A 15,880-nucleotide genomic window follows, 5' to 3' on the forward strand; every position below is an offset into this window, starting at 1 on the left:
GCCCCCAACAATGGAATGTGACATAGCACTGTGCGGCGCCCGGCCATAACACCCGGCCGCCCCGCCCCCTGCTCCGTCTACGCCCCGCTTCCCCGCCAAGTCCGCGCGGCCCACGCCCTCAAGTGCGGTGACCGCCCGGCAAGTTCGCGGTATGCAGAGTCGGCTGAATGGAACAGCTCCTCCACCACATCCTCCGCAACCGCGTCACGCCGCCAGGCCAGCACATAGCGGCACCACAGCGGCGTACCGATCAGCGGCCTGATCACCACGTCCGGGATCGGCCGCAGCGTCGCCTGCACGACGGAGACCCCGAGGCCGTCGGCGATCATGCGCTGCAACTGCAGCTGGTCACCGAGGAACTCATGTACGGCGACCGGTGAGAAACCGGCCGCGGCGCAGGCCGTGTAGAAGACGCCCGGCCAGCCTGCTCCGTCGTCCGGTGTCAGGAACCAGGCGTCCTCGGCCAGATCGGCGAGCGAGACCTGGGCGCGGTGTCCGAGGCGATGGCGGGTGGGCAGCGCCACGAAGGTGGGCTCGGTGACGATCCCCCGGTGGGTCACCGTGTCCGCATGCTTCAGTTCCATCCCGGGGTAGTCCGCGGCGACGGCCGCGTCCACCTCGCCGCCCTCCAGGAGTTCGACGATCCGCGAGGAGGCGTACACGCTGCTGACCGCGAGTGTGACGTCCGGCAGCCGGGCCCGGACCCGCGAGACCATGCCGGACAGCACCGGCGAGTTGGTCGCCGCGACGCGCAGGGTGCTACGGCTGCTCGTGGCACCGGCGGCCGGACGGCACCCGATCGCCGCGGCGCGGGCGAGGACGTCGCGGGCCTGGGCGACGACCTCGACGCCGTACCGTGTCGGCCTGACTCCTGTCGCCCCGCGCTCGAACAGCGACTGCCCGAAGTGGCGCTCGATCCGCCGGAGTTGGGTACTCATGGCGGGTTGCGAGTAGCCGAGGTCCGAGGCGGCACGACCCACGCTCCCGGCATCCGCGATCGCACACAGGACGCGCAGATGCCGTAGCTCCAGATCCATCGAATACGCTCCCCTGCCGCCGTGGACAGGAAGCGTTCCATCACGCCACCCCACACACAAGACGCAGGTCAGCCACCCTCCGCCAGAGGGAACCGACTGGCACGCCAGGTCGGCGGCGGCTGCGTTTCAGCGCTCGCACTCTCCTCGCCGGCGCCAGGAGCCGTCGGGGTCTCCTCACGCTGCTTCCTCAGGGCGAGTTCCCTGGCCGTCTTTTCCGAGTGCAGCCTCATCTCCGCCTCTGTCCGAAGATCGAACACCGTCGCCTCCTTTGCCATGCACCGAAACTTTCTTTGCCTTCACATTACCTTATGAGGGGGTCGAAGTCACGGCCGAACCGGTGTGCTGACGCAGGTGACCGGTTCGCGTAAGTGCCGTGCGGGGCCGAGGGGTTGACACTTGACCGGTGCAGGGACCGCGCGTTCGTCGAAGTGAGGTCGTGCCATGAGAGCGATCGTCGTGGGGGCGGGCATCGGGGGACTCGCGGCGACGCTGAGTCTGCGCCGCGCCGGTCACGAGGTCACGCTCCTGGAACAGACACCGCAGTTCAGCGAGGTCGGCGCCGGGATCCAGCTCGCTCCCAACGCCACGCGCGAGTTGCGCCGACTGGGGCTGCTCGACGTGGTCGCCGCGCAGTCCGCCCGCCCTGCCGCCATCAGCTTCCGCACCTGGTCCGACGGGGCCGAGATCTGCAGCTACGCCCTGGGCCGCGAGGTCGAGGACGAGTTCGGGGCGCCGTATCTGCAGGTGCACCGGGCTGATCTGCGCGATGCGCTGGCCGCCGCCGTGCCGAAGGGGTGGGTGCGGCTGAACACCCTGGTCGTGGGCATCGACCAGGACGACCGGACCGCGTATGTGACGACGGCGAGCGGTGAACGCCTGGGTGCGGACCTGGTCGTGGCCGCGGACGGGATCCGGTCCGCGGCCCGCCAGTGGCTCTTCGGCGCGGACGAGGCGGTGTTCTCCAGGACCGCCGCCTACCGGGCGCTGCTCCCGGTCGGCGAGGTGGCCGGTCTCGGCCTGCCCGACACCGGGGTGTGGCTGGGACCGGGGCGGCATTTCGTCCACTACCGGGTGCGCCGGGGTGAACTCCTCAACGTGGTCGCCGTGTTCGGGACGGAGACCGCCGCCCAGGAGTCGTGGACCGCGCAGGCCGCGCCGGGAGAACAGTTGCGCGCGTTCGAGGGCTGGGACTTCCGGGTGCGCAGCGTCCTGGAACGCGCGGGGCAGGTCTTCCGCTGGAGCATCTACACGCGCACCCCGCTCCCCCGCTGGCACAGCGGGCGGGTGACCCTGCTCGGCGACAGCGCCCACGCGATGGTGCCGTTCCAGGCCCAGGGCGCGGCACAGGCGGTCCTGGACGCGGCCGTGCTCGGCGACTGCCTCACGGAGGCGGGGCCCACCGACGTACCCGACGCCCTCGACCGGTATGTGCGCAGGCGCCTGGCGGCCGCCACGAGCATGCAGGCCCGTTCCGCGCGGACCGGCGACGAGTTCCACCTGCCGGACGGCCCCGAGGCCGAGGCGCGCAACGCCCGCATGGCGGCGTACGCGGCCGAGCACCGCTTCATGCCCGTCGCGACCGAGTGGGGGGTCGACGTCGTCGACGAGCACTCCTGACGGGACGAGGAACGTCCACCGTGTCAGTCCACGGGCCAGGTGTGCGCGGGCGCGTTCAGGTGCATGTAGTCCATGTATGTGGTGGTCATCCGGCGCAGCGCCTCCTGACGGTCGGTGCCGGTCTTCTCCAGGTGGTGGACCGTCTCCGCCTGCCACAGGGCGCCGTTGCGGGCCGTGACGCAGCGCTGCTCGATGATGCCGAGCAGGGGTTCGCGCCAGGTCGCGTCCATGCCGGCCAGGTCGAGGCCCCGGTGGGCCAGCGGCAGCAGGCGCCGCAACACCAGTTCCGTGACCGGGACTTCGCCCACGCCGGGCCAGTACAGGCGGGCGTCGATGCCGTCGCGGGCGGCCGCGTGCAGGTTCTCCTCGGCCACCGCGAAGGACATCCGTGTCCACACCGGCCGGTCCTCGTCGACCAGGGCACGGGTCAGGCCGTAGTAGAGGGCGCCGTTGGCGATGATGTCGGCCACGGTCGGGCCCGCCGGCAGGACGCGGTTCTCGATGCGCAGGTGCGGGCCGCTTTCGGTGACGGCGTACACGGGGCGGTTCCAGCGGTAGATCGTGCCGTTGTGCAGGGTCAGTTCGCCCAGCTGCGGGACGCCTCCGGCGTCGAGCGTCGCCTGCGGGTCCTCCTCGTCGCACAGCGGCAGCAGGGCCGGGAAGTAGCGGACGTTCTCCTCGAAGAGGTCGAAGACGCTGGTGATCCAGCGCTCGCCGAACCACACCCGCGGCCGTACGCCCTGGGCCTTGATCTCCTGCGGTCGGGTGTCGGTGGCCTGCTCGAACAGGGGGATGCGGGTCTCGCGCCACAGCTCCCGGCCGAAGAGGAAGGGCGAGTTGGCGGCCAGGGCGACCTGTACGCCCGCGACGGCCTGGGCCGCGTTCCAGTAGGGCGCGAACTCCTTCGGGGCGACCTGCAGATGGAACTGGGTGCTGGTGCAGGCGGCCTCCGGGGTGATGGCGTCGGCGTACATCGACAGACGCTCCACACCGTCCACCCGGATCCGCAGGTCCTCGCCGCGGGCCGCGAAGATCTGCTCGTTGAGCAGCTTGTACCGCGGATCGCCGGACAGGGCGGACTCGCCCACGTCCGACTCCCCCAGGGTCGGCAGGATCCCGACCATGATCATGTGTGCGCCCACGGCGGAGGCGCGTTCCTCGGCGTGGTTGAGGGCATCGCGGATGGCCTGCTCCCAGGCGCCCGGGCCGCCGGCCGTCAGCTGCCGGGGCGGAATGTTGATCTCCAGGTTGAAGCGGCCGAGCTCGCTCGACCAGGCGGGGTCGGCGATCGCCTGGAGCACCTCGGTGTTCCGCATCGCGGGCCGCCCCTCGCCGTCCACCAGGTTGAGCTCGATCTCCAGCCCGACCTGAGGGCGCTCGCTCTCGAAGCCCGACTCGCGCAGCATCTGCGCCAGCACGTCGAGACAGAGGTGCATCTTGTCCCGGTACCGGCGACGGTCCTCGCGTGTGAACACCAGGGCAGGTACGTCACGTCCCATGGGGCCCTCCCGAGTCCCCTCGACGGATACCTCTCGTCCCAGCGTCCCACCTCGAACCGGTCCGGCACAGTCGGCGACGTGCCGATCACCACAAGTGCTCGGTGATACGACAGAGGGTGAAGGTGCCGCCGCATCCTTGCTGAACTCGGTCCACACCGTGAGGAGCATCGCCGATGAGCAGACCGCAGTCCGAGTTCCACCGCCCCGGCGCGCCCTGGCTGCGCCCGCCCGGGGCCGCCGACGGTGTATGGGAGCAGGTGCTGGCCGAGGATCCGCAGACCGGGGACGCCACCGTGCTGCAACGCTACGAACCGGGGACGGACACCAGCGCCCAGGGCGGCGTCCGGCACGACTACTTCGAGGAGGTGTACCTCGTCGAAGGCTCGTTCACCGACCTGCGCCTCGGCGAGACGTTCACCGCCGGGATGTACGCGTACCGGCATCCGGGAACGGAGCACGGCCCATGGGTGAGCGCGGAAGGCGTGCTGATGCTCGTCAGGCGAGAGCCTGCCTGAGGGCGGCGAGCCAGCGGGCCACCGGGCCGAAGGTGAGCAGACCGCTGCCCGCCCCGGCGAGTTCGCCCGCGGCCGGGGAAAGAGACGTGTGCAGGCGGGTCAGCGTCGTCCGGTCTCCCAGGTCGAGGGCGACCGCTGCCTGCACGCAGCACAGCGCCTCGTACAGGAGGTCCGCGGGCGGTTCCGGCGCTGCGTGCAGACTGGCCAGGGCGGCCGTACGGTCGCCCTCGCGCAGTCGGATGTAGGGCTCGATCCAGGGCCGGTACGGACCCCAGTCGGCGTCCGGGTCGATGTGCTCGGCGGCCTGGCGGAAGCCGGTTCCGGCACCGGCCAGGCGCAGCGACAGCCGCGTGAGGGGCAGCAGGCCGCTCTCCACGCCGGGCATGCCGGCAGCCGGCAGCCCTGCCGCGGCCACCTCGTAGACGGCCTCGGCCTCGCGCGTACGTCCGGCGGCGGCCGGCCGCAGCGCGCCGTACCACTGCGTGAAGACGCCGACCAGCGGCCGTTCGTGCCGCTCGGCGAGCCGGTCCGCCGCCGCGGCGTGCGCGTCCGCCGCCGGGAAGTCACCGAGCGCGCTGCGCGCCTGCATCCGGATCAGGCGGCCGAGGACCTCGAAGTTCTCCAGGCCGTGCCGCGCGGCCAGTTCGACCAGCTCCGCGCCGATCGCGTCCCGCCGCGCCGCGAGCCCCGCCCGGGTGCAGGACTGCATGAACGCCCCGTTGAGAGCGAACGCCAGCAGCGTGGGATCGTCAAGCCCGCGGGCGAGCTCCTCCGCTTCGTGTGCGGCCCGTGGTCCGCGCGGGGAGCGAGTGCCGCGCATCTCCAGGGCGATGGTGGCCAGCAGCCGGCAGCGCGCGGCCTCGTGCGCGCCGTCGTCGGGCAGTGCGGCCAGGGTGCGCTCGGCGGCCGCGACGATCCGCCCCGCCTGCTCGGGGTCGTCGCTGCGGGTCCAGATCGCGGGGACGTCGTAGGCACCGATCACCCGGGCGGTCAGCTCCGGGTCGCCCGACTCCTCGGCCGCTGCGACGGCCGCGAGGCGGTGTTCCCCGGCGGCCCGCAGCCCACCGCCTCCGGTGACCGCGAGATTGCGGACCAGGCCGACGGTCGACTCCAGCCGGGCCCGGGCGCCCGCCGCGACCGTACGGTCGAAGTCCGTGGCCACCCGGCTCCACAGCCGGCCGGCCGCGCTCGACGGGCCGGCCGGGAGGTCGAGGCGTGGGTCCTGCGTGAGGATGTCCCTCTCCAGACGGCGCAGTTCGGGTCCCGGGTCCACGCCCAGCTGCCCGGCCAGCATGGCCCGCGCCCGGCGCAGTGCGTCCAGCGCGTCCGCCTGGCGGCCCGCGCGGTACAGCGCGAGGGCCAGCAGGCGCCAGCCGTCCTCGCGCCAGGGATGTCCGGCCACATGGGCGTCGAGGTCGGGCACCGTCTCGGGGGCGCGCCCCAGGTCCAGCCGGGCCTGGGCGCGTTGTTCGACCGCCCGTAGCCGCAGCTCGGTCAGACGGGCACACTCACCGCGGGCCCAGTCCTCGTCGGCGAACCCGGCGTAGGCGGGCCCGCGCCACAACTCCAGTGCCTCTTCGAGCTGTTGGAGTGCCTGAGCGGGCGGCAGCTGTGCCGCGCCCACGACGGCTTCCTCGAACCGCCAGGCGTCCACGCTCCCCGGCGCCGCCCGCAGCGCGTACCCGGGCCCCTCCGTCACCAGCAGCCGGGCCGGTGCGCGCGCCGGGCGGTCCGGCTCCAGGACCCGGCGCAGTGCCGCGACGAAGGTCTGCACGGCCCCGACGGCGCCCGGCCCGGGGTCGTCCCACAGGTCTGTCACGAGGCGGGCGACCGGAACCACACGCCGGCGGGCCGTGATGAGCCGGGCCAGCACCGCCCGGTGCCGCGGGCCCTTCAACGCCAGTACGCCGCCGGCGCCGTCCCAGGCCACCACCGGCCCGAGCACACCGAAGGTGATCCGCTCCATCCCCACCTCCCGCGGCCGCCTCGGCCGCCACAGTACGTGCTGACCGGATGCTGATTCGCGCGCGGGAGGCTCACTCGTGTCCGCCTGCCGGCGGTCGTCCTCCGCACCGACGAAAGCAGCACACCGTGACACGCGCCCTCCCCACGATTCCCGGCTTCGAGCAGCACCGCATCCAGGTCGCCGACGGCGTGGCCCTCCACACCGCCGTCGGCGGCTCGGGCAGCCCGGTCGTGCTGCTGCACGGCTTCCCGCAGACACACCTGATGTGGCGGCACGTAGCCGCGGATCTCGCGGCCGACCACACCGTCATCTGCCCCGACCTGCGAGGCTACGGCGCCAGCGACAAGCCCGCCGACACCGACGGGGCCACCTATGCGAAGCGCGTCATGGCCGCCGACACCGTCGCCCTGGCCCGTTCACTCGGCCACGAGCGATTCGCGCTGGCCGGCCATGACCGCGGAGCCCTGGTCGCGTTCCGCACCGCGCTCGACCACCCGGCCGCCGTCACCCATCTGGCCTGTCTGGACGTGCTGCCCACACTGGACATGTGGCAGGTGATGCACGGCACCGGTGCCGCCGTGGGCTTCCACCTCTATCTGATGGCCCAGCCGCCGGGGCTGCCCGAGCGGATGATCGCCGCCGCCCCGGACGACTTCTTCGGCCACTTCCTCGACCTGTGGGCCCGGAACCCGAAGGCCGTCCCCGCCCCCGTCCGCGCCGCCTACCTCGCCGCGTGCCGAGCCGCGGTGCCCTCGATCGTGGCCGACTACCGTGCCTCGGCCGGCATCGACCTCGTACACGACCAGGCCGACAGGGACGCGGGCCGGGTGCTGGACATGCCGGTCACCGTGCTCCAGCAGGACTGGGGCGCCGCGCTCGGTTTCGACGCCCGTGCCCTGTGGTCGGCCTGGGCGCGGCGGCTGACCCACCGCACCGTGGACTGCGGTCACTTCATGGCGGAGGAGGCCCCCGATCAGGTCACGGAGGAGCTCAGAGAACTGCTCGCCCGCTGAACTCGGCGCCTCGCCCATGCGAAAAACGTTTCAGCCGGCCGGCGGGGTAGACTTGCGTCGCCCATGAGGACCACGTCGTGCCTGGTCGCACGGCTGTCACAGCGAGGGGGGTGGACGCCATCCCGGTTCGCCCCGCCCGGATCCAGGACGTCGCGGCCGCCGCCGGAGTGTCGGTGTCGACGGTGTCGAACGTGCTGAACCGCCCGGAGCGCGTCAACGCGGCCACCGCCGAGCGGGTCCGCGACGCGGTCGCGGCGCTCGACTACGTGCCCCATCCGGGCGCCGCCGGACTGCGCACCGGCCACACGTCCTCGATCGGCCTGGTCCTGCCCGACGTGACCAACTCCTTCTACGCCCGCATCGCACGGGGCGCCGCCGATGCCGCCTACGACCACGGCTACTCCCTCGTCCTCTGCCACAGCGGGGACGCCCCGGAGCGCGAGCAGGGCTACTTCACCATGCTCGTCGAACAGCGCGCCGTCGGCGCCGTGGTCGTCCCGCTCAGCGCCGACCCCACCCGGCTCACACGACTGCGCGAGCGGGGCATTCCCCTGGTCCTTGCGGACCGTGCGATGCCCGCGCAGGACGGCTGTTCCGTCTCCGTCGACGACATCGCCGGCGGCCGTATCGCCGTACAGCACCTCCTGGAGTGCGGGGCGCGCGACATCCTCGTCGTGAACGGCGAACGGTCCATACGGCAGTGTGCCGACCGCTACCAGGGCGCCCGGCAGGCCGTGCGCACCCGGCGCGAGGCACGGCTCGGCCAGGTGGTCGCCGAGGAGATGACGGTGGCCTACGGCACGGAGATCGCCCAGGCACTCGGCGAACTGCCCGACGGGGTGTTCTGCACCAACGACTTCCTCGCCGCCGGACTGTGCCGGGGCCTCGCCGAGCGGGGTATGAAGGTCCCCGAGGACGTACAGGTGGTCGGTTACGGCGACCTCGACATCGCGAGCTTCGTGGGGACGACCCTGACGACCGTCCGGCAGCCCGTCGAGGATCTCGGCCGGGCCGCCGTGGAGATGCTCCTGGACGAGGTGGAGGCCCGCTCCGAACACGCCCATGAGACAAGGGTGTTCGCGCCCGGACTGGTCCTGCGGGACTCCACCCGGTCACTCACCCGCGGCTGACCCCGGGATCCGGAGCGTCACCGGCCCCAGCAGCCCGGACGTCAACTGGGAGGGGAAGGCCCAGGCGGTGGGGGTGGCCTCGGCGAGATACGGGGCCAGGGTGTTGTGGACGGTGACGTCGATCCGCACGGTACGCCCGGCGGCACCGCGCAGCTCGAAGCGGTACGGCGCGCAGAACGCCTCGCCGACCGGCTCCCCGTCGAGAAGAACCGCGACGCTCCCCCGCACCCGCCCCAGGTCGAGCACCGGGTCCGGCCCGGCGGGCACCTCCACCTCGCGCGAGTACGTCACACCGCCGCTCCAGCCGCCAAGACCCAGCGACTGCCAGTCCCCGAGGGGCAGGGGCGCCGCCACGGTACGCACGCGCACCGGCCCGCACCAGGCGGAGCCGCCTCGCAGCACGGCGGTCGGCTCGGTGACGACCTCGAACTCCGTTGCTTCGCACACGGGTTGGGGCAGCGACAGTACCTGTCCTTCGAGTGGCCGTTCCGCTCCGTCCGCAGTGCTCACCCGTGCGGGCAGGGCCAGTGGCAGCCTGAGCGACACGGTGCCCGGAGGCACGGTGAAGCGGAAACGCTGTGCGCGGGGGCGGACTTCGTCGGTGCAGCGCAGCGGCAGGACCGCGGTGCCGAGCACCGGTCCGCCGGTCAGCCACTCGGTGTCCGGCAAGGGGTGCGGTCGTACGGCGGCGTGGCAGTGCTGCAACTCCCCCCACCTGCCCTCGTGTTCAACGGTACGCCCGCGCCACCGGCCGGTCTCGGCCTCCCAGCCGGCCCCGCTGACCAGCGCGGTCACCCCTTCTCCGGCTACGAGGTCGACGAACACGGCATCCCGTGCACGGACGCTGTCGGCCACGACGTCGAGCACGTGATCGCCGGCGGAGAGGGTCAGTTCGTGGCGGAAGAACATCGGCACGGCGCCCCAGTCGGACTCGTAGTACTCGACCTTCTCCTGCCGCGCCACGACCGCGCCGTCGAGCAGCACGGTGACTCCCGCCGCGGCGCCCACCACGAGCACCGCTCGCTCTCCGCCGTCGGAGAGTCGCAGACGGCCCCGGTAGGTGACGCCGCCGTCCGGCCGTACGCCGTCCGGCCGTACGCCGTCCGGCAGACACATGAACTGCGGACGCGCAGCGAACCCGTCCGGAAGAGACAGACTGAAGTAACTGCCCAACGGGGCTTGGGCCGTGGCCGAGATCATCGAGGGGCGGTCCTCGGCGTCGGACAGTTCGTACTCCAGGACGTTGCGCGGCCGGTCGACCTCCACCCGGGCGGACGCCAGGTATCCGCGGCCCGTGGGCAGCCTCTCGCCGTTCCACCACACCCGCTTGGCCGCTGCCGCCCCGACGTGCAGATCGGCGGGTCCGCGGTGGTCGGTCTCGACGATCGACCGGACCCGGGCGACGGTTCCGAGGCCCGGCACCGGGACCCGCACGAACTCCTCGGTCACCAGCCCCTTGTTGCCCAGCAGCCCGTCCGGGTCCGGGATTCCGCGGCTCGACGAGAAGAGCGCCACGCTCCAGCTCTCGTCCCAGGGCACAAGGGGCTGCTCTCCTTCCAGAACCCGTGCGACGGAGGCCTGGTCGAGCGGGTCGGGGGCCTTCGCGGCGGGCACCGGTGGCAGCACGCGTGCCCGGTTGCCGTACGTCGCCCGCGTCTGCTCCCAGGGTGCGTCGGGGGCGTCGCTCTCGGTCCACCGCATGGTCCAGATCTGCGGTTCCTCGACGGACGACCCGGCGGGCAGCGCGAGGTCGCCCCACGTGTTGTCCATGGTGGGCGCCAGGCGGCCCTCCCAGCCGCTGGACAGGTCGATGGTCCGGGCCGGCTCGGGCGGTGGAGCGGGGCTCGGGGACACCGGGGTGCCTTCCCGCCATACGACGAGGGCGGCGGGTGCGCCTTCCAGCGGCACCTCGATGGTCGAGACGCCGTCGGTGACGGTGACGCGCGCGGGGCGTCGGGCGCCGTTCGCCGGGTTCCAGACCTCGGCCGCTGCAACCGGGGCGCGCACGGTGAGGGACCTGGTGGGGGCGTAGCGGGCGGGGTCGATGTCGTGGTTGCCCTCGGGCGGATGCGCGCGGGCGTCGGGGAAGGCCCCGGTCACGAGGGCGACCGCTTCCTCTCCCCGCCGCCGCACGAGCAGCGGCACGTCGCTGGTGGCATAGCCGGTGGTGTCCGCCACGGCCGCGGCGCCCGCCTCGGCGTCACTCGCCCGCTCCAGCCCGGGATGTGCGCACAGCGCCGCTACGACGGCGTCGTCGCCGGCCAGGCCTGCCGCAGCGGTCGGCGGGCGGCCCACGGCCACCACCCGTCCCCCGGCGTCGAGGAGTTCGGTCAGCCGTCGTGCCGTGGCCTGCTCCAGGACGCTCGCCGAGGGCAGCAGCACCGCGGTGTACGCCAGGTCTCCGACCCGTAGGGCGCCGTCGGCGGGCCTGGCCCGCTGCAGCGAGGCGTCGTCGATGACGTCGTAGGAGACGCCGTGCCGGTCCAGGGCGCCGATGTGGGGCCGCAGCCAGTTGTTGGTGCCGCACAGGTCGAGGTAGTGGCGCTGGGTCTCGTCGACCTCGGCGTGGCCGTCGCCGAGGCGGCCGTCGCCGAAGTGTTTGACGGGGGCGTCCAGCGGGATGAGCGACTGCATGGTGGTAGTGGGGTGCAGGACGGCCACGTCGGCGCTGTAGGTGCCCCAGGACAGGATCGAGCAGAGCCGGGCGACGGCCCGGGAGAAGGCCGGGTACTGCGGCCAGTAGGGCTGGCGCCAGTCGGTGGAGGGTGGTGCCCACTCGAACCAGCCGCCCGCGGTGCCGAAGTAACTGGCGTGCGGGTTGTACAGGTTGGCGCCGCTGCGCAGGAACGGCAGGAGCCAGTCGTAGGTGTCCTCGAGGGTGCCGCCCCAGCCGGAGGAGTGGAACGCCTCGATCCAGACCCGCTCGTGGCCGTAGAGGTGCGCCATGGAGGAGTGGACCTTGGCGTCGCCGTGGTGGTCGCTGCCCGCGGCGCCGTACCAGCGGTGGGTGCGGAAGTAGTCCGAGTAGATCTGTGTGGACTGGGCCGGGAAGCCTGAGCGGGCGGGGTGGCTCTGGTCGCAGCCGAGGAGCATGCCGCGTTCGTCGTGCCAGGCGGCGAGGGGTTTGAACAGGGCCTCTTCGGTGAGTTCGGCGCGGACCGCGTAGTAGTCGGCGCGGACCTTCGCGGCCCGAGCGGCGTCGGGGGTGTCGTGGAAGAGGGCCGGGAGGTGGTCGAGGAGGTCGTAGCCGCGACGGGCGAGGAACTCCGCGGGAAAGCGGCGGCTCCAGGCGTTGGTGCCGGGCAGTTCGTCCTGGAAGCTTCCGGCGACGACATTGCCCAGGTACTCGGGGACGCGACGGTCGTACTCGTGGTGCACGGCGTCCAGGAGCAGGCGGACGGCGCCGGGGTCCAGGTAGTCGAAGGCGGTGGGGACGGCGGTGACGAGTTGCACCTCGCTGCCGTCGGCGGCCGCGATCGCGGTGCCGGTGACAGGAAGGCGCCGGCCCTCCGGGGAGTACGCGCCCAGCAGCGTCTCCGAACTCCCCAGCGGGACGGCGCCGTCGGAGACTGTCGCCGTGCGGCAGCGCAGGGCGAGGCCGGCCGCCTCAGGCTGCGAGCGGGTCACTTCGCCCTGCACATTGGCACCCGAGAACCCGATCTGGTCGTAGAACCACAGGCGCATGCCCAGGTCCCGGGCGATCTCGCAGGCCTCGGTGAAGCGTGCCCACCACTCCTCGCCGAACCACGGCGGATCGTCCGCGCGGGCGCCGAAGCTCGGGCCGGCCGGCGCCAGGTTGATCACGACGAGGTTGTGGACGCCGCCCTCGGCGAACCTGCGCAGCTGCCAGGCGAGGCGCTCGCGGGTGACTTTCGCACCCGACCACCACCACAACGGAGTGGGGCCGAAGTCCCTTGGCGGGTCGTCGAACAGCTGCTGCAGCGCGGAGGAGATCACGGACACGGTCCTTCCGAGTACGGCTGGGCACCCTCGCGTATCAAAACGTTTTACATGGTCTGGTCACCGACAACCTGGAATGTTCGCACCGGATCCCGGGTGCGGGAAGCATGCCGACACGGCTTCCTGCAAATGGGCGCATGAGGGGTTGTTGGAACGTTTTTCCGACCCTATATTCACTGCACCACTCGGCCTCAGAGCCGCGCCGTCCCTCTCCGCTCGGCCCATCCCCAGACGACGGAGTCGCATCATGGTCCGAACCCCGACCGCTCGCGAACGCTCGGAACAACCCATCCCCTGGCGGCTCTGGAAGGTGGCGGCCCTGTCGGGCATGGCCTCCTACCTCGACGCCGCCCTCATCGTCAGCATCGCCGTCAACCTGGCCATCTACCGCGACAGTTACGACATGGGCGTGTGGATGGCGGGCGCGATCAGCGCGATCGTCACCGGCTGCATCGCGGTCGGCTCCCTGGTCGGCGGGCGGCTCGCCGACATGTTCGGGCGCCGCCGCGTCTACAACTGGGACATCTTCTGCTTCACGCTCGGCGCGGTCGTCATCACCCTGGCGCCGAACGACATCGTGCTCTTCGTCGGCGTGCTCGTGGCGGGCCTTGCGGCCGGTGCCGACCTGCCGACCTCCCTGGCGGTTGTCTCGGACGCGGCGCCCGCCGACGGCCGGGCGCGTCTGGTGTCCTTCACCCAGGTCATGTGGACGGCGGGCATCGTCGTCGTCATCTTCCTGAGCTATCTGCTGTCGCACACGGGCATGACCGGGGCGCGGATCATCACCGGCCATCTGGCCGTCGCCGCGTTCCTCACCTGGCAGCTCCGCGCCCGGCTGAAGCTGGCCGACGAACCCTCGGACGCAGAGCTGGCGCAAGAGGCGGCCGCACTGGAGGCGCCGCGCGGCATCGACCTGAAGAACCTCCTGAACCGTGCCGCGCTGCTGCCGATGGTCGCGACCTTCGCCTACTACGTCACCTGGGGCATCGGGGCCAACACCTTCGGCCAGTTCGGCACCTATCTGCTGGTCACCGTCAGCGGTGCCTCGCAGAGCCTGGCCACCGGGATCAACCTCGCCTTCCTCCCGGTCGCGCTGGTGCTGACCTTCGTGTTCGTGCGCATCGCCGACACTCCCCTGCGCGACCGGCTGTTCTACGTGTTCACCGTCGTGCAGATCATCGCCTTCTGCATCGCCTCCCTCACCGCCGGCGCCCTGCTCGGGATGCTGGTCTTCTTCGTGCTCTACCAGATCTCCTATCCCTTCGCGGGGGAGGCCAACTACAAGGTGTGGTCGCAGCTCACCCTGCCCCCGGACACCCGCGGCACCACCCAGGGCCTCACCTACGCCCTGGCGCGCGGGGTCTTCGCGGGCATCGCGTTCGTCACGCCCGCCCTGATGGAGTACAGCGCCTCCCTGCTGCTCTGGTCGATCACCCTCTGCATGGCGTTGTCGGCGGTGGCAGGCGTGTACATCATCCGTGTCCTCGTCCGGCGCTCCCCCGGCGCCGCCGCGGCTCCGGCGGACCTGGGAGTGGCCCGGGCGTAGGGAGGGCCCGGGCACCCCCTGATTCAGACTGTGACCCCCGAAGGAGCTGCACCACGCCATGGCAACCGCCGAACGCCCCGTGTCCCTGATGGAGTTGCTGCCGCCGGTGCACCGGCGCCGTACCCGTGTCGGCCTGGTCTCCGGCGGGCTCGGCACCTACTGGCCCCAGTTTCCCGGTCTGCTGCCGCAGTTGAAGGAGTCGGCCGGGTACATGGCCGAGCGGCTCGGGCAGCTGGACGCGGAAGTGACGGACGTCGGGTTCATCTCCGACGCGCAGGAGGGCGCCCTCGCCGCCGAGGAGCTGCGCCGGGCCGACTGCGACCTGATCGTGCTGTTCCTGACGACGTATCTGACCTCGTCGATGGTGCTGCCGATCGCCCGGCGCTCGCACACCCCCGTGCTGGTCGTCGACCTCCAGCCGTCCGAGCGGATGGACCACGCCACCTTCGACACGGGCGCCTGGCTGGCGTACTGCGCGCAGTGCTCGGTGCCGGAGGTCGGCAATGTCTTCCGCCGGGCCGGCATCCCCTTCCGGTCGGTGTCGGGCTGGCTGCGCCAGGAGTCCGCCTGGCGGCGCATCGAGCAGTGGATCCGCGCGGCCCGGGTCCGCGCGGCGCTGCGGCACGCCCGGCACGGCCTGATGGGGCATCTGTACCCGGGGATGCTGGACGTGTCGACCGATCTGACCCTGCTGCCCGCGACCTTCGGCTCGCATGTGGAGGTACTGGAGTTCGACGACCTGCGGCACCGGGTGGAGCGGGTGACCGAGGCGGAGACCCGTGAGCGCATGGCGCTGGCCCGCCGGGTCTTCACCCTCGACGACAGCGTGGCGGAGGAGGACTTCGCGTGGGGCGCGAAGGTGTCCGTCGCACTGGACCGGCTGGTCGAGGACTTCGGCCTCGACACGCTCGCCTACTACCACCGCGGCCTCGACGGTGAACTGCACGAACGGCTCGGCGCGGGCATGATCCTGGGCGCCTCCCTGCTCACCGCCCGGGGCGTACCCGCGGCCGGCGAGTACGAACTGCGCACCAGCGTCGCCCAGTTGGTCTCGCAGAGCGTCGGCGCCGGGGGTTCCTTCACCGAGATCCAGGCCCTCGACTTCGAGGACGGCGTGGTGGAGATGGGCCACGACGGGCCCGCCCATCTCGCCGTCAGCGCCCGTGACCCGCTGCTGCGCGGTCTCGGCGTCTACCACGGAAAGCGCGGCTGGGGCGTCAGCGTGGAGTTCGACGTCCGGCACGGCCCGGTCACCCTGCTCGGCCTCGGCCAGGACGCCGACGGCAGCCTGTCGTTCATCACCTCCGAGGGCACCGTCGTGCCCGGCCCCCTGCTGGAGATCGGCAACACCACCAGCCGCGTCGACTTCGGCCGTGACCCCGGCGAATGGGTCGACGCCTGGAGCGCGACGGGCGTCGGCCACCACTGGTCCCTCGCCGTCGGCAGCCACAGCGCCGATTTCCGGGCCGCGGCGAGCCTGCTGGACATCGACCACCGGGAGGTGTGAGCTCCCCTCCCGCGCGCCCCTGTTCACTCCGGTGCATTGCGCCGTGAGCCTGATCCACGCGCGTTCCCCGGCAAGGCGCCGCGCAACCAC

Annotated in this window: 10 protein-coding genes; 6 read left to right on the forward strand and 4 right to left on the reverse strand. The window is 72.1% G+C overall.

All coding sequences use genetic code 11. The annotated features are described in order from the left end of the window. Positions 1–77: 77 nt before the first annotated feature. Entirely contained in the window at positions 78–1,037 is a 960-nt protein-coding gene (locus tag ACFY1E_RS10870; protein ID WP_389073913.1) for a LysR family transcriptional regulator, read from the reverse strand. A 441-nt stretch (positions 1,038–1,478) separates the two neighbouring features. On the opposite strand from ACFY1E_RS10870, the gene ACFY1E_RS10875 reads away from it, so the two are divergent. Continuing rightward, entirely contained in the window at positions 1,479–2,654 is a 1,176-nt protein-coding gene (locus tag ACFY1E_RS10875; RefSeq protein ID WP_389073915.1) for an FAD-dependent monooxygenase, read from the forward strand. 23 nt (positions 2,655–2,677) lie between these two features. Here ACFY1E_RS10875 and ACFY1E_RS10880 read toward each other — a convergent pair whose 3' ends face one another. Further along, positions 2,678–4,153: a glutamate--cysteine ligase gene (locus tag ACFY1E_RS10880; RefSeq protein ID WP_389073918.1), complete on the reverse strand. Its 1,476-nt coding sequence runs from the start codon at positions 4,151–4,153 to the stop codon at positions 2,678–2,680. Between the two features lie 173 nt (positions 4,154–4,326). On the opposite strand from ACFY1E_RS10880, the gene ACFY1E_RS10885 reads away from it, so the two are divergent. Continuing rightward, positions 4,327–4,668 carry a cupin domain-containing protein gene (locus ACFY1E_RS10885; protein ID WP_389073920.1) on the forward strand — a complete coding sequence of 114 codons (342 nt, stop codon included), beginning with the start codon at positions 4,327–4,329 and terminating at the stop codon, positions 4,666–4,668. Here the strand turns inward: ACFY1E_RS10885 and ACFY1E_RS10890 are convergent. Then, on the reverse strand, positions 4,649–6,634 hold the full coding sequence (locus ACFY1E_RS10890) for a BTAD domain-containing putative transcriptional regulator (protein WP_389073923.1): 1,986 nt from the start codon (positions 6,632–6,634) through the stop codon (positions 4,649–4,651). The genes ACFY1E_RS10885 and ACFY1E_RS10890 overlap by 20 nt on opposite strands. 47 nt (positions 6,635–6,681) lie before the next feature. Between ACFY1E_RS10890 and ACFY1E_RS10895 the strand changes: the two genes are divergently transcribed. Both ACFY1E_RS10895 and ACFY1E_RS10900 read left to right on the forward strand, forming a co-directional pair. Then, complete coding sequence (locus tag ACFY1E_RS10895; RefSeq protein WP_389073925.1) at positions 6,682–7,647, forward strand: alpha/beta fold hydrolase; 966 nt, start codon at positions 6,682–6,684, stop codon at positions 7,645–7,647. Positions 7,648–7,757: 110 nt separating this feature from the next. Then, a complete protein-coding gene (locus tag ACFY1E_RS10900) occupies positions 7,758–8,777 on the forward strand; it encodes a LacI family DNA-binding transcriptional regulator (protein WP_389073927.1) in 1,020 nt (339 codons plus the stop codon). Here the strand turns inward: ACFY1E_RS10900 and ACFY1E_RS10905 are convergent. After that, the gene (locus tag ACFY1E_RS10905) at positions 8,760–12,734 is read right to left on the reverse strand and encodes a glycosyl hydrolase (RefSeq protein ID WP_389073928.1); all 3,975 of its coding nucleotides are present in this window, start codon (positions 12,732–12,734) and stop codon (positions 8,760–8,762) included. The two genes, ACFY1E_RS10900 and ACFY1E_RS10905, sit on opposite strands and share 18 nt — an antisense overlap. Before the next feature lie 250 nt (positions 12,735–12,984). Here ACFY1E_RS10905 and ACFY1E_RS10910 point away from each other — a divergent pair, with 250 nt between their 5' ends. Together ACFY1E_RS10910 and ACFY1E_RS10915 are read left to right on the forward strand one after the other, a co-directional pair. Continuing rightward, entirely contained in the window at positions 12,985–14,283 is a 1,299-nt protein-coding gene (locus tag ACFY1E_RS10910) for an MFS transporter (protein ID WP_389073930.1), read from the forward strand. 58 nt (positions 14,284–14,341) lie between these two features. Further along, positions 14,342–15,790, forward strand: a complete 1,449-nt coding sequence (locus ACFY1E_RS10915; RefSeq protein ID WP_389073932.1) for an arabinose isomerase — start codon at positions 14,342–14,344, stop codon at positions 15,788–15,790. The last annotated feature ends 90 nt before the right edge of the window (positions 15,791–15,880 follow it).

Origin of the sequence: Streptomyces sp. NPDC001604 (assembly GCF_042893475.1) — a bacterium.
Taxonomy (GTDB): Bacteria; Actinomycetota; Actinomycetes; order Streptomycetales; family Streptomycetaceae; genus Streptomyces.

Coding starts and splice junctions, on each gene's coding strand:
- ACFY1E_RS10870 (WP_389073913.1), bottom strand. CDS start 1,037: ATGGATCTGGAGCTACGGCATCTGCGCGTCCTGTGTGCGATCGCGGAT.
- ACFY1E_RS10875 (WP_389073915.1), top strand. CDS start 1,479: ATGAGAGCGATCGTCGTGGGGGCGGGCATCGGGGGACTCGCGGCGACG.
- ACFY1E_RS10880 (WP_389073918.1), bottom strand. CDS start 4,153: ATGGGACGTGACGTACCTGCCCTGGTGTTCACACGCGAGGACCGTCGC.
- ACFY1E_RS10885 (WP_389073920.1), top strand. CDS start 4,327: ATGAGCAGACCGCAGTCCGAGTTCCACCGCCCCGGCGCGCCCTGGCTG.
- ACFY1E_RS10890 (WP_389073923.1), bottom strand. CDS start 6,634: ATGGAGCGGATCACCTTCGGTGTGCTCGGGCCGGTGGTGGCCTGGGAC.
- ACFY1E_RS10895 (WP_389073925.1), top strand. CDS start 6,682: ATGCTGATTCGCGCGCGGGAGGCTCACTCGTGTCCGCCTGCCGGCGGT.
- ACFY1E_RS10910 (WP_389073930.1), top strand. CDS start 12,985: ATGGTCCGAACCCCGACCGCTCGCGAACGCTCGGAACAACCCATCCCC.
- ACFY1E_RS10915 (WP_389073932.1), top strand. CDS start 14,342: ATGGCAACCGCCGAACGCCCCGTGTCCCTGATGGAGTTGCTGCCGCCG.